Below are 21,232 nucleotides of genomic sequence, written 5' to 3'. Positions count from 1 at the left end.
TGTGAGCCATGCAAATATGGCATTGCTGTGTCTGCTTTCTTTCCCTATGGTAACCGCAAAAGGCTAACCATTGGGAGGAACGAATGGCTCCGCGAAAATCCGCGTCCGTTTCCAGCCGCAAGAGTGCCGCAAAGCCGGCGAAGAAAGACTTCAACGGCGGCACGTTCGCCGACTTCTCCAAACAGGAAGATCTGAGTGCCTACCGCGAGATGCTGCTGATCCGGCGTTTCGAGGAAAAGGCCGGCCAGCTCTATGGCATGGGCTTCATCGGCGGCTTCTGTCACCTCTACATCGGCCAGGAAGCCGTTGTCGTCGGCATGCAGATGGCGCTGAAGGAAGGCGACCAGGTCATCACCGCCTACCGTGATCATGGCCACATGCTGGCCTGCGGCATGAGCGCCCGCGGCGTCATGGCCGAACTCACCGGTCGTCGCAGCGGCCTTTCCAAGGGGAAGGGCGGCTCGATGCACATGTTCTCCAAGGAAAAGCACTTCTATGGCGGCCACGGCATCGTCGGCGCCCAGGTGTCGCTCGGCACCGGTCTTGCCTTTGCCAACCGCTATCGCGGAAACGACAATGTGTCCGTTGCCTATTTCGGTGACGGCGCTGCCAACCAGGGCCAGGTCTACGAAAGCTTCAACATGGCGCAGCTCTGGAAGCTGCCGGTGATCTACGTGATCGAGAACAACCGCTACGCCATGGGTACTTCCGTTTCGCGGGCTTCGGCACAGACCGACTTCTCGCAGCGCGGCGTCTCCTTCAACATTCCGGGCTTCCAGGTCGACGGCATGGACGTGCGCGCGGTCAAGGCCGCTGGCGACGAGGCGGTCGAGCATTGCCGCTCGGGCAAGGGTCCGATCATCCTTGAGATGCAGACCTATCGCTACCGCGGTCACTCGATGTCCGATCCGGCGAAGTACCGCTCGAAGGACGAAGTGCAGAAGATGCGCTCGGAGCATGACCCGATCGAGCAGGTGAAGGCGCGTCTGACCGAAAAGGGTTGGGCGAACGAGGATGAGCTGAAGCAGATCGACAAGGAAGTCCGTGACATCGTTGCCGACAGCGCCGATTTTGCCCAGGCCGATCCGGAGCCGGATGCATCCGAGCTCTACACCGACATCCTGCTTTGATCCGGGGAGGGACAAACATGCCAGTAGAAATTCTTATGCCCGCCCTTTCCCCGACCATGGAGGAAGGCACGCTCTCGAAATGGCTGAAGAACGAGGGGGACAAGGTGTCCTCCGGCGACGTCATTGCCGAAATCGAGACCGATAAGGCAACGATGGAAGTCGAAGCCGTCGATGAAGGCACGATCGGCAAGCTCTTGATTGCCGCCGGCACCGAAGGCGTCAAGGTCAATACCCCGATCGCCGTGCTGCTGCAAGACGGCGAAGGCGCTGGCGACATCGCCGCTCCGAAGGCCGAAGCGCCGAAGGCAGCCGCTGCCGAAGCGCCGGCCGCTTCCGCGCCGGCTCCGGTTGCAGCCCAGCCGAAGGTCGAAGTCGCTGCTGATCCGGCGATCCCTGCCGGCACCGAAATGGTGACGATGACCGTTCGCGAAGCACTTCGCGACGCCATGGCCGAAGAAATGCGCGCAAGCGACGACGTCTTCGTCATGGGTGAAGAAGTCGCCGAATATCAGGGCGCCTACAAGATTACCCAGGGCCTGCTGCAGGAATTCGGCGCCCGCCGTGTCATCGATACCCCGATCACTGAGCACGGCTTTGCCGGCGTCGGCGTCGGCGCTGCCATGACCGGCCTTCGTCCGATCGTCGAGTTCATGACCTTCAACTTCGCCATGCAGGCGATCGACCAGATCATCAACTCCGCTGCCAAGACACTCTATATGTCCGGCGGCCAGATGGGCGCGCCGATCGTCTTCCGTGGCCCGAGCGGTGCCGCTGCCCGCGTGGCCGCCCAGCACTCGCAGTGCTACGCCGCCTGGTACAGCCATATCCCGGGCCTCAAGGTCGTCATGCCCTACACGGCTGCCGACGCCAAGGGCCTGCTCAAGGCTGCGATCCGCGACCCGAACCCGGTCATCTTCCTCGAAAACGAAATCCTCTACGGTCACTCCTTCGAAGTGCCGAAGCTTGACGATTTCGTGCTGCCGATCGGCAAGGCCCGTATCCACAAGATCGGCAAGGACGCAACGATCGTTTCCTTCGGTATCGGCATGACCTACGCCGTCAAGGCGGTTGCCGAACTCGAAGCCCAAGGCATCGATGTCGAACTGATCGACCTGCGCACCATCCGTCCGATGGACCTGCCGACGGTCATCGAATCCGTCAAGAAGACCGGCCGTCTGGTCACCGTCGAAGAAGGCTATCCGCAGTCTTCCGTCGGCACCGAGATCGCAACCCGCGTCATGCAGCAGGCCTTCGACTACCTTGACGCCCCGATCCTGACGATCGCCGGCAAGGATGTGCCGATGCCTTACGCCGCGAACCTCGAGAAGCTCGCGCTTCCGAACGTCGCAGAGGTTGTCGATGCGGTGAAAGCCGTTTGCTACAAATAAGGGGAGGGCCCTTCGATGCCTATCAACATCACAATGCCTGCCCTCTCCCCGACGATGGAAGAAGGCAATCTGGCCAAGTGGCTCGTCAAGGAAGGCGACAAGGTCAAGTCCGGTGACGTGATTGCCGAGATCGAGACCGACAAGGCGACGATGGAAGTCGAAGCCGTCGACGAAGGCACCGTTGCCAAGATCGTCGTTCCCGCCGGCACCGATGGCGTCAAGGTCAATGCGCTGATCGCCGTTCTCGCCGCCGATGGCGAGGATGTCGCCGCCGCCGCCAAGGGCGGCAACGGCGCGGCAGCACCGGCACCCGCCGCCAAGGCCGAAGCGCCTGCACCGGCAGCGCCGAGCGCTCCGGCTGCGGCTCCTGCCGCTGCACCGGCAGCAGCCCAGCCGGCCAGGGCCGAGGGCGGCGCACGCGTCTTCTCCTCGCCGCTCGCACGCCGTCTGGCAAAGGACACGGGCATTGACCTGTCGGCAGTTGCCGGCACCGGTCCTCATGGCCGCGTCGTCAAGAAGGACGTCGAAGCCGCCGTCTCCGGTGGCGCTGCCAAGCCCGCCGCCGCACCGGCCGCCGGCGCTGCTGCTCCTGCAGCCGCACCGCTTGCCAAGGGCATGTCGGAAGACGCCGTTCTCAAGCTGTTCGAGCCGGGTTCCTACGAACTCGTGCCGCATGACGGCATGCGCAAGACGATCGCCAAGCGTCTCGTCGAATCCAAGCAGACGATCCCGCACTTCTACGTGTCGGTGGACTGCGAACTCGACGCGTTGCTGGCACTGCGTGCGCAGCTCAACGCAGCGGCTCCCGAGCAGGGTGGCAAGCCGGTCTACAAGCTCTCCGTCAACGACATGGTCATCAAGGCCCTGGCGCTGGCACTGCGCGATGTTCCGAACGCGAATGTCTCGTGGACCGAGAGCAACATGGTCAAGCACAAGCACGCCGACGTCGGCGTTGCCGTGTCGATCCCGGGCGGCCTGATCACCCCGATCATCCGCCAGGCGGAACTGAAGAGCCTGTCGGCCATCTCCAACGAGATGAAGGACCTCGGCCAGCGTGCCAAGGACCGCAAGCTAAAGCCCGAAGAATACCAGGGCGGCACGACTGCCGTCTCCAACATGGGCATGATGGGCGTCAAGAACTTCGCCGCCGTCGTCAACCCGCCGCATGCCACGATCCTCGCGGTCGGCGCCGGCGAGGAGCGCGTCGTCGTCAAGAACAAGCAGATGGTCATCGCCAACGTCATGACCGTCACGCTTTCGACCGACCATCGCTGCGTCGATGGCGCGCTCGGTGCCGAACTGCTCGGTGCCTTCAAGCGCTACATCGAAAACCCGATGGGCATGCTGGTCTGAGTTGGATGAGGGCCGGCCTTCGGGCCGGTCCGTTCCTTTTCGCGCAGTCGAAGGCGGGCCCGGACGATGAAAACAGTTCTCTGCTATGGCGACAGTCTGACCTGGGGCTATGATGCCACGGATGGCGGTCGACATGCGCTTGCCGATCGCTGGCCGAGTGTCTTGCAGAAGGCGCTGGGGCCGGACGTCCAGGTCATCGCCGAGGGGCTGAACGGCCGCACGACCGCCTACGACGATCACCTCGCCGATTGCGACCGCAATGGTGCGAAGGTGCTGCCGACGCTGCTGCACAGCCACGCGCCGCTCGATCTCATCATTCTTCTTCTCGGCGCAAATGACATGAAGCCGGTGATCCACGGAACCGCCTTCGGCGCCGTGAAGGGCGTCGAGCGGCTGGTCAATCTGGTGCGCCGTCACGATTGGCCGGTTGAGAGTGAGGACGGCCCGGAGATCCTGATCGTGTCGCCGCCGGTGCTTTGCGAAACTGCCGACGCCGGCTTTGCCGCAATGTTCGCAGGCGGCATCGAGCAGTCTTCGATGCTGGCGCCCCTTTATCGCGATCTCGCCGACGAACTCGATTGCGGCTTCTTCGATGCCGGATCAGTGGCGGTGACGACGCCGCTCGATGGCGTGCATCTCGATGCGGAAAACACGCGTGCGATTGGCCGGGGTCTGGAACCGGTCGTGCGGATGATGCTCGGGGTCTGAGAATGGTCGGGGGCGTCACCATACGTCCGGCCGAAAGACGTGAGGCGGCGGAACTCGCCATCCTCGTCGATATCGCCGCGCATGGCTTTGCCACCTGGCTCTGGTACGGCGCCGTCCAGCATGGGGTGACGGATACGGCTTTTGAGCGCGGGCGCAACAAGCTGCGCGAAGAGCCGGGTCCGGGGAACTGGCGTGATGCGCTGGTTGCCGAGGTCGATGACGAGGTTGCCGGACTGTCGCTCGGCTATGGGGTCGGGCCGGAAGCGGCTGAGATTGTTGCCGGGCACCCGGTTCTCGAGCCCCTGCTGGCGCTGCAGCGGCAGATCGTCGGCCACTGGTTCATAGAGAGCCTGGGCGTCTATCGCCATCAGCGCGGCCGGGGGATCGGCAAGGCGCTTCTGGCAAAGGAATTCGAACGCGCCGGATCGGCGCCGGTGAGCCTGATCACCGAGAGCCACAACGGCAGGGCTCAGGCACTATACAGGGCAAACGGTTTCGGCGAGGCAGCGCGCGCCGAGGCGGTTCCGCTCTTTGAGGAAAGCAAGAAACACGACTGGGTGCTCTTCACCCGCAAAGTCGCTTGAGACAAAGGCAGGAAACACATGGCTGAGAATTACGACGTCATCGTCATCGGTTCGGGTCCGGGGGGCTATATCGCCGCCATTCGTGCGGCACAGTTGGGTCTCAAGACCGCGGTCGTCGAGCGCGAGCATCTGGCCGGCATCTGCTCCAACTGGGGCTGCATCCCGACCAAGGCGCTGCTGCGCTCCGCCGAAGTTCTGCACTACGCCCAGCACCCGGGCAGCTATGGCATCAAGATCGAAGGCACGGTGACGCCGGACCTGAAGGCGATCGTTGCACGCTCGCGCGGCATTGCCGAGCGCATGAATGGCGGCGTCGGCTTCCTGATGAAGAAGAACAAGGTCGATGTGATCTGGGGTGAAGCCAAGCTCACGAAGCCCGGCGAAATCGTCGTCGGCAAGTCGACGAAGCCGGTCGTCCAGCCGCAGGCGCCGCTGCCGAAGAACACCAAGGGCGAGGGCACCTACACCGCCAAGCATATCATCATCGCGACCGGCGCCCGCCCACGCGCGCTGCCGGGTATCGAGCCCGATGGCAAGCTGATCTGGACCTACTTCGAGGCGATGAAGCCTGAGGAAATGCCGAAGTCGCTGCTGGTCATGGGCTCGGGCGCGATCGGCATCGAATTCGCCTCCTTCTACCGCACCATGGGTGTGGACGTGACGGTCGTCGAAGTGATGCCGAACGTGATGCCGGTCGAAGATGCCGAGATTTCGAACATCGCCAAGAAGCAGTTCGAAAAGCAAGGCATGAAGATCCATCTCCAGGCCAAGGTGACGAAGGTCGAGAAGGCTGCCAACTCGATCACCGCCCATGTCGAGATGAAGGACGGCAAGGTCGAGAAGATCACCGCTGACCGCATGATCTCGGCCGTCGGCGTTCAGGGCAACATCGAGAACCTCGGCCTCGAAACGCTCGGGGTCAAGACCGACCGCGGCTGCATCGTCATCGACGGCTACGGCAAGACCAACGTTCCCGGCGTCTACGCCATCGGCGACGTCGCCGGACCGCCGATGCTCGCACACAAGGCCGAGCATGAGGCCGTCATCTGCGTCGAAAAGATCGCTGGCCTGCCGAACGTCCACCCGATGGACAAGCTGAAGATCCCGGGCTGCACCTATTGCCACCCGCAGGTCGCCTCCGTCGGCCTTACGGAAGCCAAGGCCAAGGAACTCGGACGCGACATCCGCGTCGGCCGTTTCCCCTTCGTGGCCAACGGCAAGGCGATCGCGCTCGGCGAGGACCAGGGCATGGTCAAGACGATCTTCGACAAGAAGACCGGCGAACTCTTGGGCGCCCACATGGTCGGTGCGGAAGTCACCGAACTGATCCAGGGCTTCGTCGTCGCGATGAACCTCGAGACGACCGAAGAAGATCTGATGCACACGATCTTCCCGCATCCGACGATCTCCGAGACGATGAAGGAAAGCGTGCTCGACGCCTACGGCCGCGCGCTCAACGCCTGATGGTTTCGGCGCCGGCGTTTTTGGTGTAGCTTTGGCATTGATAATGGGCGCATTTTCAATGCACGGAGACCAAAATGAGCGTGAACGGCGTCGGTATTTTGGCTGCGATCATCGTCGGCGGTTTGGCTGGGTGGCTCGCGGAGAAGTTCATGGGCAGCAGCATGGGGCTGATCATGAACATAGTGCTCGGCATCATCGGTGCGGTGGTGCTGAATTTCGTCCTGGCGGCCTTCGGCATGGCCTATGCCGGCTGGGTCGCCTACCTGATCATCGGCTTCATCGGCGCATGCCTGTTGATCGCCGCTGGTCGGGTCGTAAAACGATAGTCTGCCGGGCCTTCTGTGCTTCCGTCGGGCTTCGAAAATAGACGGCCTGACATTTCTGGTCGGGCCGTCTATATAGAGCGAAAATGGGTCATCCGGCCTGATGCCGAACCCGCCGCGACGAGGAAGACAGTATGGTAACGGTGTTCGATGCCGTCTCTGACCGGGCGCAACGCGTCCGCCACCCGGAAAAGGCCCACAAGCCCGACACGGAAGTGATGCGCAAGCCGGAGTGGATCCGCGTCAAGGCGCCGATGTCCAAGGGCTACCAGGAGACGCGCGAGTTGGTGCGTTCGCACAAGCTCGTGACCGTGTGCGAGGAAGCCGGTTGCCCGAACATCGGCGAATGCTGGGACAAGAAGCACGCCACCTTCATGATCATGGGCGAGATCTGTACCCGCGCCTGCGCCTTCTGCAATGTCGCGACCGGGAAGCCGAATGCGCTCGACATGGAAGAGCCGGCCAACATCGCCAAGGCCGTCAAGCAGATGGGCCTCAGCCACGTCGTCATCACTTCGGTCGACCGTGACGATCTGGAAGATGGCGGCGCCGAACATTTCGAGAAGGTCATCTGGGCGATCCGCGAGGCCTCGCCGACGACGACCATCGAGATCCTGACGCCGGACTTCCTGAAGAAGCCGGGCGCTCTGGAGCGCGTCGTTGCCGCCAAGCCCGACGTCTTCAACCACAATATGGAAACGGTTCCCGGCAACTACCTGACGGTCCGCCCCGGTGCGCGCTACTTCCACTCCGTCCGCCTGCTGCAGCGCGTGAAGGAACTGGACCCGACCATGTTCACCAAGTCCGGCATCATGGTCGGCCTCGGCGAAGAGCGCAACGAAGTGCTGCAGTTGATGGACGACCTGAGGACCGCCGATGTCGACTTCCTGACGATCGGCCAATATCTGCAGCCGACGCGCAAGCACCACAAGGTCGAAGCGTTCGTCACGCCCGAGGAGTTCAAGTCCTACGAGACCGTCGCCTACACCAAGGGCTTCCTGATGGTGTCGTCGAGCCCGCTGACGCGCTCGTCGCACCACGCCGGCGACGACTTTGCGCGGCTGCGTGCAGCCCGCGAAAAGAAGCTGGCGGCCGTGGCAGGCTGACGGCTCGGCTGCTCAAAAAAGACCGAAACTCCGGCCCCGCGCCGGAGTTTCGTATTGGGTTTCGTTGTTCCCGAGTTCCGCGGGAGTTTCCATGGACCTGCTGTCAAAACCGGCAATCGTCAACTATGTCGACGATGCCGTTGCCGCCGACCATATTCGCAGTGCCAGGCGTATCCTCGTTGTCGGGTGCTCCGGCGGCGGCAAGTCGATGCTTTCACAGAAGCTCGCCCGTCAGTTCCAGTTCACCTACATCTCGATCGATCGCGATATCCGGTGGTTGCCGGGTTGGGCAGAGCGTGACCGGGCGGAGCAGCGCCAGCGCATTGTCGAGAGGATCGCCGCCGATCGCTGGGTCATGGATGGCACCGGTCCGTCCACATTCGATATCCGGGTGCCGAGGAGCGACATCGTGATCTGGGTGCGTATGCCGCGGCTTGTCTGCATATGGGGCGTCGTCACCCGCTGGCTGAAACATTTCGGCCGCACCCGCCCGGAGATGGCGCCGGGCTGCATCGAAAAGGTCGATTGGGATTTCCTTCAGTTCATCTGGACGTTTGAGCAGAAGTTTACGCCGCACATCGTCGCAGGTCTGGCGAAGCACGGCCCTAACGTGCCAGTTCTGCAGTTGAAATCGCGGCGCCAGATGCGCAGGCTCCTTGATCTTCTCGGTTCTCCCGCTTAACTCCCCTCTATGCCGCATTTCGAAACCAACCACGTCGTCAAGCACACCGCAGACCAGATGTTCGACCTCGTTGCCGACGTCGAGCAGTATCCGCAGTTCCTGCCGCTCTGTGAGGCGCTGACGGTGCGCTCGCGCAAGGAGCGCGATGGCAAAGTGCTGCTGCTTGCCGATATGACCGTCGGTTACAAGGCGATCCGCGAGACCTTCACGACGCAGGTGCTGCTGAACAAGGCAGAGCGGACGATCGACGTCAAATACATCGACGGGCCGTTCAAATATCTCGACAACCGCTGGCACTTCGAGCCTTCGGGCGAGGGGCAGTCGATCGTGCACTTCGACATCGACTACGAGTTCAAGAGCCGCATCCTCGGGGCCTTGATGGGCTCGATGTTCGACCGTGCCTTCCGCATGTTCTCCGACGCCTTCGAAAAGCGCGCCGACAGCATCTATTCGGCCTGAGCGATCTGCGTGAGCAGATCGAGTGCGGTGCGGATGGTCGCAAGCCTTATGTTGCTGCGGCCGATATCGCCGTAGCGCATCTCGCGATGCAGCAGCGCGCCGTTTCGCCCTGCCGCAGCGAGATGCACAAGGCCGACAGGCTTTTCAGCCGAACCACCGCTCGGCCCGGCGATGCCGGTGACGGCAACGGCGAAGTCAGCCGCCGAATGCGCGATTGCGCCCTGTGCCATCTCGATCGCCGTCTGCCGCGAGACGGCACCGTGGGCGACGAGCGTCGCCGTCTCGACGCCGAGCATTGCGACCTTTGCCTCATTGGAATAGGTGACGAAGCCGCGGTCGAGGACTGCCGACGAACCGGAGATCTCGGTCAGCGCACCGGCGATCAGGCCACCAGTGCAGGATTCGGCGGTCGCGACCTTGCGGCCATTTGCCGTGAACTGCGCGATGATCTCACCGGCTTTGACTTCGATGTCGGCGGACCACATCACGAAAGGTTCCCATAGACGACCGTCGCCGTGGCGATCGCGGCGATGCCTTCGTCGCGGCCGACGAAACCAAGGCGTTCGTTGGTCGTTGCCTTGACCGAGCACCGGTCGAGTGAAATCCCCAGCATGTCCGAGAGATTTTCGCGCATCGTCAGGCGGTGCGGCCCGACCTTCGGCGCTTCGGCGATCAGCGAAACGTCTGCATTGGTGATGATGCCGCCGCGCTCGCGCACGATTTTGGCCGCGTGCTCCAGGAAAATGCGAGACGGCGCGCCCTTCCATTGCGGATCGGACGGCGGGAAATGATCGCCGATGTCGCCGGCGCCACAGGTGGCGAGCAGCGCGTCGGTGAGCGCATGCAGCGCCACGTCGGCATCGGAATGGCCGGAAAGTTTCTTGGTGTGCGCAATGAAGACGCCACAGAGCGTGACGCCGTCGCCCTCGACGAGCTGGTGCACGTCGTAGCCGTTTCCGGTGCGCACATCGGGCAGGGCAATCCGATTGAGTTTCTCGTCGGCCATGGCGATATCCCTTTTCAGCGTAAGCTTGACGTTGTCGACGGCGCCTTCGACGAGCACGACCTTGAGGCCGGTCCATTCAGCGATCGACGCGTCGTCGGTAAAATCCGTGCGGCCGCTTCTCGCCGCCTCCCGGTGAGCGGCAAGAATGGCCTGGAGATCGAATGTCTGTGGCGTCTGTGCGCCGTAGAGGCCGTCGCGCGGCACGGTTTCCGTGACCATGCCATCCTTGCCGGCACGCTTCAGCGTGTCTGCGACGGCGACCGCCGGCAGTACGGCCCTGACGTCCTCACTCAATGCCGCAGCGCACCGCGACAGCAGCGCGTGATCGGCAAAGGGGCGCACCGCATCGTGGATCATCACGCGGCGCGCGCCGATGTCGGCCAGGGCTTCGAGGCCGGCGAGCACCGATATCTGCCGGGTCGCGCCACCGTGGACGATGATCACGTCGCTGGCCACGGAGCGCTTGCATGCAGCGTCGAACAACGCCTCGTCGTCCGGATGGATGACGACGACGATCGGACCGGCGCCCGGCCATGTCGCGAAAGTGTCAAGCGTATGGGCGATAACGGGGCGGTCGCCGATGGTTCGGTACTGCTTCGGGCCCTCGGCGGATTGCCCGGCGCGTTCGCCGCGTCCTGCCGCGACGATAACCACGCCGCACTTGAACTGTTCTTGAGGCTGCATTTTCTGTATGAGGTCCCGCATTCGCCGATCTTCGCCGTGATGTACCGCGAAGGGTCGTGCTTTGCCAGCTGAGCTTAGAATTTTGCGCGCCGCGCCGAAATCGCTTGGCAAGTCCGAGAACAGTGTCTAAAAATAGTGCAGGAACAACATGTGCCTGAAAGATATGCATTTGCCAATTCCGGCTCTTTCGTCTCCGCTTCGCATCGGATCCATCGAAATCCGCAACCGAGTTGCGCTCGCGCCTATGTCCGGCGTCACCGATCTCCCATTCCGGCGGCTTGCCTGGCGCTTCGGTGCGGGTTTCGTCGTGACCGAAATGGTGGCTAGCCGTGAACTGGTCGGCAATGCCCAGGAATCCTGGGCGCGGCTGAAGAACTCCGGGATCGAGCCGCACATCGTCCAGCTTGCGGGCCGTGAGGCCCACTGGATGGCGGAGGCCGCGAAGATCGCTGCCGACAATGGCGCCGACATCATCGACATCAATATGGGCTGCCCGGCAAAGAAGGTGACGGGCGGTTATTCCGGTTCGGCCCTGATGCGCGACCCCGATCACGCGTTGTCGTTGGTCGAGGCGACCGTCAACGCCGTCGATGTGCCCGTTACGCTGAAGATGCGGCTCGGCTGGGATGAAAACTCGATCAATGCGCCGCTGATTGCCAAGCGCGCCGAAGAGGCGGGCGTGAAGGCAATTACCGTGCACGGCCGCACGCGCATGCAGTTCTACAACGGCAAGGCGGATTGGGATGCGATCCGATTGGTCCGCGAGGTCGTCACCGTGCCGCTGGTCGCCAATGGTGACGTGGAGACGGTCGCCGATGCAGAAGAGATTCTCCGCCGATCGGGCGCGGACGCCGTCATGGCCGGCCGGTCCTCGCAGGGGCGCCCGTGGCACGTCGGGCTTCTCGCCGGGGCGGTCACGCATCCGTCAGCGGCGGAGGTCGCCGATATCTTTGCGGAGCACTACGAGATGATGCTCGAGTTCTATGGCGTTGAGGTCGGCCTCCGGCATGCCCGCAAGCATGTCGCCTGGTATCTCGATCGCGCCGCCCCTGACCTTGCGGGCCCGGAAAAGGCCGCAATCCTGACATCGACCGATGCCCGTTTCGTCCGTGACAGGGCCCGTGCGGCGATGCTCGACGCCACCTCGAGTAAGCCGGAAGGCGAGGCGGTAGCAGAAGGAATTGCCGCATGACCGAGAAACCGAGCATGCCGGATGCCGTCGCCAACGGTCTGTCGATGGCGGTTCTGAACGCCATCCAGAACCCGGTGATCATGGTGGACGCCAAGGGTCTCGTCGCCTTTGCCAACTGGGAGGCCGAATCGTTTTTCGGCGCCAGCGCCAACCACCTGGCGCGCCATGACATCAGCGCCTTCATTCCCTTTGGTAGTCCGCTGCTGACGCTGATCGAGCAGGTGCGCGAGCGCAAGGCGCCGGTCAACGAGTATCGCGTCGACCTGAGTTCGCCGCGCCTTGGGGCGGACAAGCTGGTCGATCTCTATGTCGCCCCTGTACTGTCCGAGCCGGGTGCGGTCGTCGTCGTCTTCCAGGAGCGTTCGATGGCCGACAAGATCGACCGGCAGCTGACGCATCGCGGTGCTGCCCGTTCGGTGACCGGTCTCGCCTCGATGCTGGCGCATGAAATCAAGAACCCGCTCTCGGGCATCCGAGGTGCTGCGCAACTGCTGGAGACCTCCGCCAACGACGAGGACCGCGCGCTGACGCGACTGATCTGCGACGAGACCGACCGCATCGTTTCGCTGGTCGATCGCATGGAGGTGTTTTCCGACGAGCGCCCCGTCGATCGCGTGCCGCTGAACATCCATTCGGTGCTCGACCACGTGAAGGCGATCGCCAAGGCCGGCTTCGCCCGCCACATCAAGTTCGCGGAGCACTACGATCCGTCGCTGCCGCCCGTCTATGCCAACCGCGATCAGCTGGTTCAGGTGTTCCTGAACCTGATCAAGAATGCGGCCGAAGCGATCGGCGAACGCCACGACGGCGAAATCCTGCTGACGACCGCCTACCGGCCGGGCATTCGCCTGTCGGTTGCCGGGACGCGCGAGAAGATCTCGCTGCCGCTGGAATTCTGCGTGCACGACAATGGCCCAGGCGTCCCTCAGGACCTGCTGCCGCTCTTGTTTGATCCCTTCATCACCACCAAGACCAATGGTTCAGGCCTGGGTCTCGCTCTGGTTGCCAAGATCATCGGCGGCCATGGCGGGATCGTCGAATGCGACAGCCAGCAGAACCGCACCACCTTCCGCGTGCTGATGCCTGCCTCCAAGGGCCAGGCCGCGGATGACGACGACATGCCGATGACAAAAGGAAACCTTGCATGACCGGTGCCACGATCCTCGTCGCGGATGACGACGCCGCCATTCGCACCGTGCTGAACCAGGCGCTGAGCCGCGCCGGCTACGATGTCCGCATCACCTCCAACGCGGCGACGCTGTGGCGCTGGATTGCGGCGGGCGATGGCGATCTGGTCGTGACCGACGTGGTGATGCCGGACGAAAACGCCTTCGATCTTCTCCCGCGCATCAAGAAGGCGCGCCCCGACCTGCCGGTGCTGGTCATGAGCGCCCAGAACACATTCATGACGGCGATCAAGGCCTCGGAGAAGGGCGCCTACGACTATCTGCCGAAGCCTTTCGACCTGACCGAGTTGATCGGCATCATCGGCCGGGCGCTGTCGGAGCCGAAGCGCCGGCCGGCAAAGCTCGACGACGACACCCAGGACGGCATGCCGCTGGTCGGCCGCTCGGCTGCGATGCAGGAAATCTACCGGGTGCTGGCGCGCCTGATGCAGACCGACCTGACCCTGATGATCACCGGCGAGTCCGGCACCGGAAAGGAGCTTGTTGCCCGCGCGCTGCACGACTATGGCAAGCGCCGCAACGGTCCGTTTGTCGCGATCAACATGGCGGCGATCCCGCGCGACCTGATCGAATCGGAACTGTTCGGCCACGAGAAGGGCGCGTTTACCGGCGCGCAGATGCGCTCGACCGGGCGTTTCGAGCAGGCCGAAGGCGGAACGCTCTTCCTCGACGAAATCGGCGACATGCCGATGGACGCGCAGACGCGTCTTCTACGGGTCTTGCAGCAGGGGGAATATACGACCGTCGGCGGACGCACGCCGATCCGCTCCGACGTGCGTATTGTCGCGGCAACCAACAAGGACCTGAAGCAGTCGATCAATCAGGGCCTGTTCCGCGAAGACCTCTACTATCGTCTGAACGTCGTGCCGCTGCGGTTGCCGCCGCTGCGCGACCGTGCCGAGGACATTCCGGACCTCGTGCGCCACTTCGTCCAGCAAGCGGAAAAGGAAGGCTTGGACGTCAAGCGCTTCGACCATGAGGCGCTGGAGCTGATGAAGGCGCACCCCTGGCCAGGCAACGTTCGCGAGCTGGAGAACCTGGTGCGGCGCCTGACGGCACTTTATCCACAGGATGTCATCAGCCGCGAGATCATCGAAAACGAGCTTCGCTCCGAGATCCCGGATAGCCCAATCGAGAAGGCGGCGGCGCGTCCGGGCTCGCTGACGATTTCGCAGGCGGTCGAAGAAAATATGCGCCAGTATTTCGCAAGCTTTGGCGAGGCCTTGCCTCCGGCCGGCCTTTACGACCGGGTACTTGCGGAAATGGAGTATCCGCTGATCCTCGCAGCGCTCACCGCCACCCGCGGCAACCAGATCAAGGCGGCCGATCTGCTCGGACTCAACCGCAACACGCTGCGCAAGAAGATCCGTGAGCTCGGTGTTTCGGTCTATCGCAGCTCACGCAGCGCTTGACTTGGCCGCACCCACCGTTGCATTTTCGCCACAATGCGTTGCTTGAACGGATAACGGCCGCCGAATCGCGCGTCGTTGCCGTCCTGTTCAATCGATTTGACCCAATCGATTGACGGGGGGGCCGCGCGGCAGCCCATCTGGGTGGTGAGGTCAACCTTTGACCCGAGAATGCAAGCAAGAGATGCCGTCGCCGGCCGGCGACGGTTGGGGGAACGCTTTTCATGGTGGACGCAATGGCCTTGCCGCTGGGCACAGATGAGGGACTGGCGGCGCAGGATCGCCGTGGCTCCTTTGCCCTGCCGGGCCTGATGTTGGCAACCGGCGCGCTGATCTGTGCGACCGTCTCCCTGCTCGTGCTTCTCGGCCTGACGCCAATCAAGCTCGAACGAAATATCGTCATCGCCTGTGCGGCGATCAACAGCCTCTTCGTCGTCGGCCTCATCTATCTGATCGCCCGTGAAATCCTGCGTCTGCTGCGCGCCCGCCACAAAGGCCGTGCCGCAGCCCGACTGCACGTGCGCATCGTCGCGCTGTTTTCAATCGTGGCGATCACGCCGGCGGTTCTCGTCGCGATCTTTGCCAGCATCACGCTCGATGTCGGCCTTGACCGCTGGTTCTCGCTCCGAACCCAGGCGATCGTCCGCTCCTCGATCAACGTGGCGCAGGCCTACGTGCTCGAGAATGCCAGCTATCTCCAGGGCCAGACCGTCTCGATGGCGAACGACCTCGAGCGCAACCGTCAGCTCTACAGCCTCGACCGTACGGGCTTTGCCGAGCTGATGACCCGCCAGGCGCGCGGACGCGGCATGCTTGGCGCCTTTCTTGTGCGTGCCGACGGCAGCCCCATCGTGCAGGCCAACATCTCGACCGATCGGCCGCTGCCGGCGATCCCGCCGGATGCGTTGAAGAGTTCCGTCTCCGGCCAGCCGACCCTGATCCCGCCAGGGATCACCAACCTTGTCGGCGCAGTCATCCCGCTTGACGACATCCCGGGCACCTTCCTCTACACGGTTCGCAACGTCGATCCGGAGGTGATGCGCTCGCTCCGGCTGATGGAGGAGAACACCGCCGAGTACAAGATGCTCGAGGCCGGGCGAACCTTCACCCAGATCGCCTTCGGCGTCCTCTATCTCGGCTTTGCCCTCATCGTACTGCTGGCCGCGATCTGGACCGCGATCGCCGTCGCTGACCGGATTGTCCGGCCCATCCGCCAGCTGATCGGTGCCGCCGACAGCGTCGCTTCCGGTAATCTCGATGTCGTCGTGCCGGTGCGCGCCGTCGATGGCGACGTCGGTAATCTGTCACGAACCTTCAACAAGATGGTTTCTGAGATCCGCAGCCAGCAGGAGCAGATCCTGGAGGCCAAGGACGAAGTCGACCACCGCCGCCGCTTCATCGAGGCGGTTCTGTCGGGCGTGACCGCGGCTGTCATCGGTGTCGGTCGTGACCGCCAGATCACCATTGCCAATCCGTCGTCCGAAGATTTCCTGAAGAAGGCCGCGCCGGATCTTCTCGGTGCCGATCTCAGGCAGATCGCGCCCGAGATCGAGGAGGTCCTGGTCGAGGCCGAAGGGCGCCATCGCAACGATTACCGCAAGCAGATCAACGTTATGCGCGGCGGAACCGAGCGCACGCTGAACGTTCAGGTGACGCGCGAAGAGGGCGGCGAGGCGAACGAATCCTACGTCATCACCATCGACGACATCACCGATCTCGTCATCGCCCAGCGCTCGACCGCCTGGGCGGACGTGGCGCGCCGCATCGCCCACGAGATCAAGAACCCGCTGACGCCGATCCAGCTTTCCGCCGAGCGCCTGAAGCGGCGCTACGGCAAACAGATCAATCAGGACGACAAAGCCGTTTTCGACCAGTGCACGGACACCATTGTGCGCCAGGTGGAAGACATCGGACGCATGGTGGACGAGTTCTCGGCCTTCGCGCGCATGCCGAAGCCGACAAAGGAACGGGCGGATCTTCGCGCGATCCTGAAGGATGCAGTGTTCCTGCGCGAAATGGGCAACAACCACATCAACTTCGTGCGCGATCTCGGCGAGGAGCCGCTTGAGGGCTCGTTCGACGGGCGCATGCTCGGTCAGGCCTTCGGCAACATCGTCAAGAATGCCGTGGAATCCATCGAGGCGGTGCCGGCAGATGCGGTCCGCGGCCAGCCTGTCGTCGTGGCGCGTGCGCGAACCGATGCGGCGACCGGCCAGTTTGTCGTCGACATCATCGACAACGGCAAGGGTCTGCCCACGGAAAACCGGCACCGTATTCTGGAGCCATACATGACGATGCGCGAGAAGGGCACGGGCCTGGGTCTCGCCATCGTCAAGAAGATCATTGAGGACCATGGCGGACAATTGGAATTGCACGACGCGCCTGCCGAATACGACGGCGGTGTCGGGGCGATGATCCGCGTGATCCTGCCGCCTGCCGGAGAAACCGGGGGCGAAGAGAGTTTGAAGGATAAGGGTGCGAGCGATGGCCGCTGATATTCTGGTTGTGGACGATGAGGAAGATATCCGCGAGATCGTGTCGGGTATCCTGTCCGACGAGGGGCACGAAACGCGCACCGCCTTCGACAGCGACAGCGCGCTGGCGGCGATCAGCGATCGCGTGCCGCGGCTGGTCTTCCTCGACATCTGGATGCAGGGAAGCCGCCTCGACGGCCTGGCGCTGCTCGACGAGATCAAGGGGCGGCACCCGGATCTTCCGGTTGTCATGATTTCCGGTCACGGCAACATCGAGACCGCGGTCAACGCCATCAAGCGCGGCGCCTATGATTTCATCGAGAAGCCCTTCAAGGCTGACCGTCTGATCCTGATCGCCGAACGGGCGCTGGAAAATTCCAAGCTCAGGCGCGAAGTCTCGGAGCTGAAGAAGAAGTCCGGCGATCCGGTCGAGCTGATCGGCACGTCCGTTGCCGTCTCGCAGCTTCGCCAGACGGTCGAAAAGGTCGCGCCGACCAACAGCCGCATCATGATCCAGGGGCCCTCTGGTTCCGGTAAGGAACTGGTCGCGCGTATGATCCACCGCAAGTCGACGCGATCGACGGGCCCCTTCGTGGCGCTGAACGCAGCGGCGATCACGCCGGACCGAATGGAAATCGCGCTCTTCGGGACCGAGGGCACGCCGGGCCAGCCGCGCCGCACGGGCGCGCTCGAGGAAGCCCATGGCGGCATCCTTTATCTCGACGAGATCGGCGAAATGCCGCGCGAGACGCAGAACAAGATCCTGCGCGTGCTCGTCGACCAGCAGTTCGAGCGTGTCGGCGGCACCAAACGCGTGAAGGTCGACGTCCGGATCATCTCGTCGACGGCCTACAATCTCGAAAACATGATCTCCGAGGGCCTGTTCCGCGAAGACCTGTTCCACCGGCTGGCGGTCATTCCGGTTCGTGTTCCGGCACTCGCCGAGCGGCGCGAAGACATTCCGTTCCTCGTCGACATGTTCATGCGCCAGGTCAGCGAGCAGGCGGGCATCCGTCCGCGCAAGATCGGCGACGACGCGCTGGCGGTGCTGCAGGCGCATGACTGGCCGGGCAACATCCGCCAGCTTCGCAACAACATCGAGCGGCTGATGATCCTTGCCCGCAGCGACGGTCCGGATACGCCGATCTCGGCCGACATGCTGCCGACCGAAGTGGGTGACACCCTGCCGAAGATTTCGGCCCAGGGCGACCAGCACATCATGACCTTGCCGTTGCGCGAGGCTCGCGAAATGTTCGAACGTGATTATCTGATCGCGCAGATCAACCGATTCGGCGGCAATATTTCGCGCACGGCGGAGTTTGTCGGTATGGAGCGGTCGGCGCTGCATCGGAAGCTGAAGTCGCTGGGCGTCTGAACCGGAATTTCCGGCCAACCCGCCCGCGCTCGCATGTGAAAGAACGACATGAAGGTAGTCATTTGTGGCGCGGGGCAGGTCGGTTACGGCATTGCCGAGCGACTGGCGCAGGAAGACAACGACGTTTCGGTGATCGATACGTCGGCGGCGCTGATCGCCAACATCACCGAGAGCCTCGACGTGCGCGGTTACGTCGGCCATGGCGCGCATCCGGATGTGCTCGCCAAGGCGGGTGCTGACCAGGCCGACATGCTGATTGCGGTCACGCTGTCCGACGAAGTCAACATCGTCGCCTGTGAAGTGGCGCACGCGATCTTCAACGTGCCGACGAAGGTTGCGCGCATTCGGGCGCAGAGCTATCTCGCGCCTGAGTATGCGAACCTGTTTTCGCGCGAGAACGTGCCGATCGACGTCACCATCTCGCCCGAAGTTGAGGTCGGGCGGCTCGTGCTGCGGCGCATTTCCTTTCCCGGCGCGATCGACGTTGTGCGTTTCGCCGATGACCGCATCGCCATGGTCGCCTTCGAGTGCCTGGAAGACTGTCCCGTCGTCGGCACGCCGCTGCAACAGTTGAGCGAACTGTTTCCTGACCTGCTTGCGACCGTCACCGGCATTTTCCGCAACGGCAAGGTGATCGTGCCCCATTCCGACGACCAGTTGCAGGCGGGCGATATCGCCTATGTCGTTTGCGATCGGGATCATGCGCGGCGCACGCTGACGCTCTTCGGCCACGAAGAGCAGGAGGCGCGGCGCATCATCATTTTCGGCGGCGGCAATGTCGGCTATTTCGTCGCCAAGACGATCGAGGAACACCAGCCGCGCACGCGGGTGAAGCTGATCGAGAGCGATCGCGACCGCGCGGTGATGATGGCCGACAAGCTGAGCAGCACGGTTGTCCTCAACGGGTCGGCCATGGACCAGCGGATCCTCGCGCAGGCCGATGTCCAGGACGCCGATCTCGTCGTGGCGCTCACGAACAACGACCAGATCAACATCCTCGGCAGCATGATGGCGAAACACCTGGGTGCAAAGTCCACACTCGTCCTCATCAACGAACCGTCCTACCAGGATTTTGCCGCGACTGCCGGCGTCGACGCCTATGTGAACCCGCGCGCGGTGACCATTTCGCGCGTGCTGCAGCATGTCCGCAAGGGCCGCATCCGCTCGGTCTATGCGGTGCAAAAGGGCATGGCCGAGGTGATCGAGGCCGAGGCTCTGGAAACGTCCCCGCTCGTCGGCAAGGCCCTGCGCGACCTCGAACTTCCCGACGGAATCCGCATCGGCGCGCTCTATCGCGACAAGACGTTCATCCGCCCCGATGGCGCCACCCGGATCAAGGCGAAGGACCGCGTCGTGCTCTTCGCCACCGCCGATGCGGTGCGCCATGTCGAGCAACTGTTCCGCGTCAGCATCCAGTATTTCTAAGGTCGAGACGATGTCCCGAATTGCCTATGTCAACGGCGCCTACGTGCCGCACGCGGACGCCGGCGTCCATATCGAGGACCGCGGTTATCAGTTCGCCGACGGGGTCTACGAGGTCTGCGAGGTCCGTCACGGCTATATCGTCGATCTCACCCGTCATCTCGATCGCCTCGGCCGCTCGCTCAGCGGACTGCGCATCGACTGGCCGATGACAAGGGCCGCGCTCGTCCACGTGATCCGCGAAGTCATCCGGCGCAACCGGGTGAGAAACGGCCTGTTCTACATGCAGGTCACGCGCGGCGTGGCGCGCCGCGATCACGTCTTTCCCGTAGCGGAAACACGCCCGTCGATCGTGGTGACGGCGAAGCGCACCGACGCTGCAGCCATTGCCAGGAAGGCGACCCATGGCATTGCGGCGATCACGGTGCCGGAAAACCGTTGGGATCGTGTCGATATCAAGTCGGTCGGGCTTCTGCCCAACGTGCTGGCGCGCCAGAAAGCCAAGGAGGAAGGCGCACAGGAGGCGATCTTCGTCGATGCTGACGGCACGGTGAAGGAAGGCGCAGCGACCAATGTCTGGATTGTCGACCGCGACGGAAACCTGCGCACACGACCGGCAGAACACGGCATCCTCAAGGGAATCACCCGCACCACCTTGATGGATGTGGCGGTGCCGCTTGGGCTTAAAATCGAGGAGAGGGCGTTCTCGGTCGATGAGATGCTCGCGGCGCGCGAAGTCTTTATTACGGCCGCCACCAGCATCTGTTTTCCGGTCGTTTCGATCGACGGCAAGCCGATCGGCAACGGCCATCCAGGAAGCATAGCACAGAATATTCGCGAAGCCTTTTTCGGCGTTGCGGAAAAGACATTGATTTGATACCAACTCTGAAGAGGTGTCGGGGAAGGTACTTGTGGCGCCTCTGATTGCTGAATTTGACAAAAATGCACCGGCGCAAAACGCCGGCAAATAAGAAAGAAGCGGCGCGATGGCGGAACGTTCTCAAAACTTGCAGGATCTCTTTCTCAATACGGTCCGCAAGCAAAAGATTTCCTTGACAATTTTTCTCATCAACGGCGTCAAGCTTACCGGCGTTGTGACCTCGTTCGACAACTTCTGCGTCCTGCTGCGTCGCGACGGCCACTCGCAACTGGTCTACAAGCACGCGATCTCGACCATCATGCCCGGCCAGCCGCTGCAGATGTTCGAGAACGAAGAAGCCGCATCCTGACGGGACGTTAGGCACATTACCAAACGTGATTCAAAATTGTCGTCGATCATTCCGGAG

At 63.0% G+C, this 21,232-nt stretch carries 20 protein-coding genes; 18 read left to right on the top strand and 2 right to left on the bottom strand.

Annotated elements, in window-relative coordinates; all coding sequences use genetic code 11:
* The first annotated feature begins 83 nt into the window (after nucleotides 1-83).
* From pdhA to ASD01_RS17280, 10 genes are all read left to right on the top strand, one after another.
* On the top strand, nucleotides 84-1,130 hold the full coding sequence (gene pdhA, locus ASD01_RS17325; protein ID WP_034795824.1) for a pyruvate dehydrogenase (acetyl-transferring) E1 component subunit alpha: 1,047 nt from the start codon (nucleotides 84-86) through the stop codon (nucleotides 1,128-1,130).
* Nucleotides 1,131-1,147: 17 nt separating this feature from the next.
* Nucleotides 1,148-2,518: a pyruvate dehydrogenase complex E1 component subunit beta gene (locus tag ASD01_RS17320; protein WP_034795821.1), complete on the top strand. Its 1,371-nt coding sequence runs from the start codon at nucleotides 1,148-1,150 to the stop codon at nucleotides 2,516-2,518.
* Between the two features lie 15 nt (nucleotides 2,519-2,533).
* Complete coding sequence (locus ASD01_RS17315; protein WP_034795817.1) at nucleotides 2,534-3,871, top strand: pyruvate dehydrogenase complex dihydrolipoamide acetyltransferase; 1,338 nt, start codon at nucleotides 2,534-2,536, stop codon at nucleotides 3,869-3,871.
* A 66-nt stretch (nucleotides 3,872-3,937) separates the two neighbouring features.
* Nucleotides 3,938-4,579: an SGNH/GDSL hydrolase family protein gene (locus ASD01_RS17310; protein ID WP_034795815.1), complete on the top strand. Its 642-nt coding sequence runs from the start codon at nucleotides 3,938-3,940 to the stop codon at nucleotides 4,577-4,579.
* A gap of 2 nt (nucleotides 4,580-4,581) precedes the next feature.
* A complete protein-coding gene (locus ASD01_RS17305) occupies nucleotides 4,582-5,163 on the top strand; it encodes a GNAT family N-acetyltransferase (RefSeq protein WP_034795811.1) in 582 nt (193 codons plus the stop codon).
* Between the two features lie 18 nt (nucleotides 5,164-5,181).
* A complete protein-coding gene (gene lpdA, locus ASD01_RS17300) occupies nucleotides 5,182-6,627 on the top strand; it encodes a dihydrolipoyl dehydrogenase (RefSeq protein ID WP_034795808.1) in 1,446 nt (481 codons plus the stop codon).
* 74 nt (nucleotides 6,628-6,701) lie between these two features.
* Nucleotides 6,702-6,953, top strand: coding sequence for a GlsB/YeaQ/YmgE family stress response membrane protein (locus ASD01_RS17295; RefSeq protein ID WP_034795805.1), 252 nt, complete (start codon nucleotides 6,702-6,704; stop codon nucleotides 6,951-6,953).
* Nucleotides 6,954-7,084: 131 nt separating this feature from the next.
* Complete coding sequence (lipA, locus tag ASD01_RS17290; protein WP_034795803.1) at nucleotides 7,085-8,056, top strand: lipoyl synthase; 972 nt, start codon at nucleotides 7,085-7,087, stop codon at nucleotides 8,054-8,056.
* Between the two features lie 91 nt (nucleotides 8,057-8,147).
* Nucleotides 8,148-8,738 carry a P-loop NTPase family protein gene (locus ASD01_RS17285; RefSeq protein ID WP_034795798.1) on the top strand — a complete coding sequence of 197 codons (591 nt, stop codon included), beginning with the start codon at nucleotides 8,148-8,150 and terminating at the stop codon, nucleotides 8,736-8,738.
* Nucleotides 8,739-8,747: 9 nt separating this feature from the next.
* Nucleotides 8,748-9,197 carry a type II toxin-antitoxin system RatA family toxin gene (locus ASD01_RS17280; RefSeq protein ID WP_034795795.1) on the top strand — a complete coding sequence of 150 codons (450 nt, stop codon included), beginning with the start codon at nucleotides 8,748-8,750 and terminating at the stop codon, nucleotides 9,195-9,197.
* On the opposite strand, the gene ASD01_RS17275 is transcribed toward ASD01_RS17280, so the two are convergent.
* Both ASD01_RS17275 and ASD01_RS17270 read right to left on the bottom strand, forming a co-directional pair.
* Nucleotides 9,185-9,682 (bottom strand): CinA family protein, encoded by a 498-nt coding sequence (locus tag ASD01_RS17275; protein ID WP_034795789.1) that lies wholly within the window; start codon nucleotides 9,680-9,682, stop codon nucleotides 9,185-9,187. The two genes, ASD01_RS17280 and ASD01_RS17275, sit on opposite strands and share 13 nt — an antisense overlap.
* A complete protein-coding gene (locus tag ASD01_RS17270) occupies nucleotides 9,682-10,887 on the bottom strand; it encodes a bifunctional 2-C-methyl-D-erythritol 4-phosphate cytidylyltransferase/2-C-methyl-D-erythritol 2,4-cyclodiphosphate synthase (protein WP_177235725.1) in 1,206 nt (401 codons plus the stop codon). The genes ASD01_RS17275 and ASD01_RS17270 overlap by 1 nt, the downstream gene beginning before the upstream one ends.
* A gap of 148 nt (nucleotides 10,888-11,035) precedes the next feature.
* Here ASD01_RS17270 and dusB point away from each other — a divergent pair, with 148 nt between their 5' ends.
* From dusB to hfq, 8 genes are all read left to right on the top strand, one after another.
* A complete protein-coding gene (dusB, locus tag ASD01_RS17265) occupies nucleotides 11,036-12,079 on the top strand; it encodes a tRNA dihydrouridine synthase DusB (protein WP_034795782.1) in 1,044 nt (347 codons plus the stop codon).
* On the top strand, nucleotides 12,076-13,227 hold the full coding sequence (locus tag ASD01_RS17260; RefSeq protein WP_034795779.1) for a two-component system sensor histidine kinase NtrB: 1,152 nt from the start codon (nucleotides 12,076-12,078) through the stop codon (nucleotides 13,225-13,227). Before dusB ends, ASD01_RS17260 begins: the two co-directional genes overlap by 4 nt.
* Entirely contained in the window at nucleotides 13,224-14,678 is a 1,455-nt protein-coding gene (ntrC, locus tag ASD01_RS17255) for a nitrogen regulation protein NR(I) (protein WP_034795776.1), read from the top strand. Before ASD01_RS17260 ends, ntrC begins: the two co-directional genes overlap by 4 nt.
* Before the next feature lie 221 nt (nucleotides 14,679-14,899).
* Entirely contained in the window at nucleotides 14,900-17,170 is a 2,271-nt protein-coding gene (locus tag ASD01_RS17250; RefSeq protein ID WP_034795774.1) for a sensor histidine kinase NtrY-like, read from the top strand.
* Nucleotides 17,160-18,524: a two-component system response regulator NtrX gene (gene ntrX, locus ASD01_RS17245; RefSeq protein WP_034795770.1), complete on the top strand. Its 1,365-nt coding sequence runs from the start codon at nucleotides 17,160-17,162 to the stop codon at nucleotides 18,522-18,524. Before ASD01_RS17250 ends, ntrX begins: the two co-directional genes overlap by 11 nt.
* Before the next feature lie 48 nt (nucleotides 18,525-18,572).
* Nucleotides 18,573-19,949, top strand: a complete 1,377-nt coding sequence (trkA, locus tag ASD01_RS17240; RefSeq protein ID WP_034795767.1) for a Trk system potassium transporter TrkA — start codon at nucleotides 18,573-18,575, stop codon at nucleotides 19,947-19,949.
* A gap of 10 nt (nucleotides 19,950-19,959) precedes the next feature.
* Nucleotides 19,960-20,823: a D-amino-acid transaminase gene (locus tag ASD01_RS17235; RefSeq protein WP_034795762.1), complete on the top strand. Its 864-nt coding sequence runs from the start codon at nucleotides 19,960-19,962 to the stop codon at nucleotides 20,821-20,823.
* Between the two features lie 109 nt (nucleotides 20,824-20,932).
* Nucleotides 20,933-21,175, top strand: a complete 243-nt coding sequence (gene hfq, locus ASD01_RS17230) for an RNA chaperone Hfq (protein WP_003535434.1) — start codon at nucleotides 20,933-20,935, stop codon at nucleotides 21,173-21,175.
* Nucleotides 21,176-21,232: the final 57 nt, after the last annotated feature.

Source organism: Ensifer sp. Root423 (assembly GCF_001426275.1).
GTDB lineage: Bacteria > Pseudomonadota > Alphaproteobacteria > Rhizobiales > Rhizobiaceae > Ensifer > Ensifer adhaerens.
The sequence above is the reverse complement of the archived record's forward strand: the minus strand, read 5'-3'. Positions and strand labels throughout refer to the sequence as shown.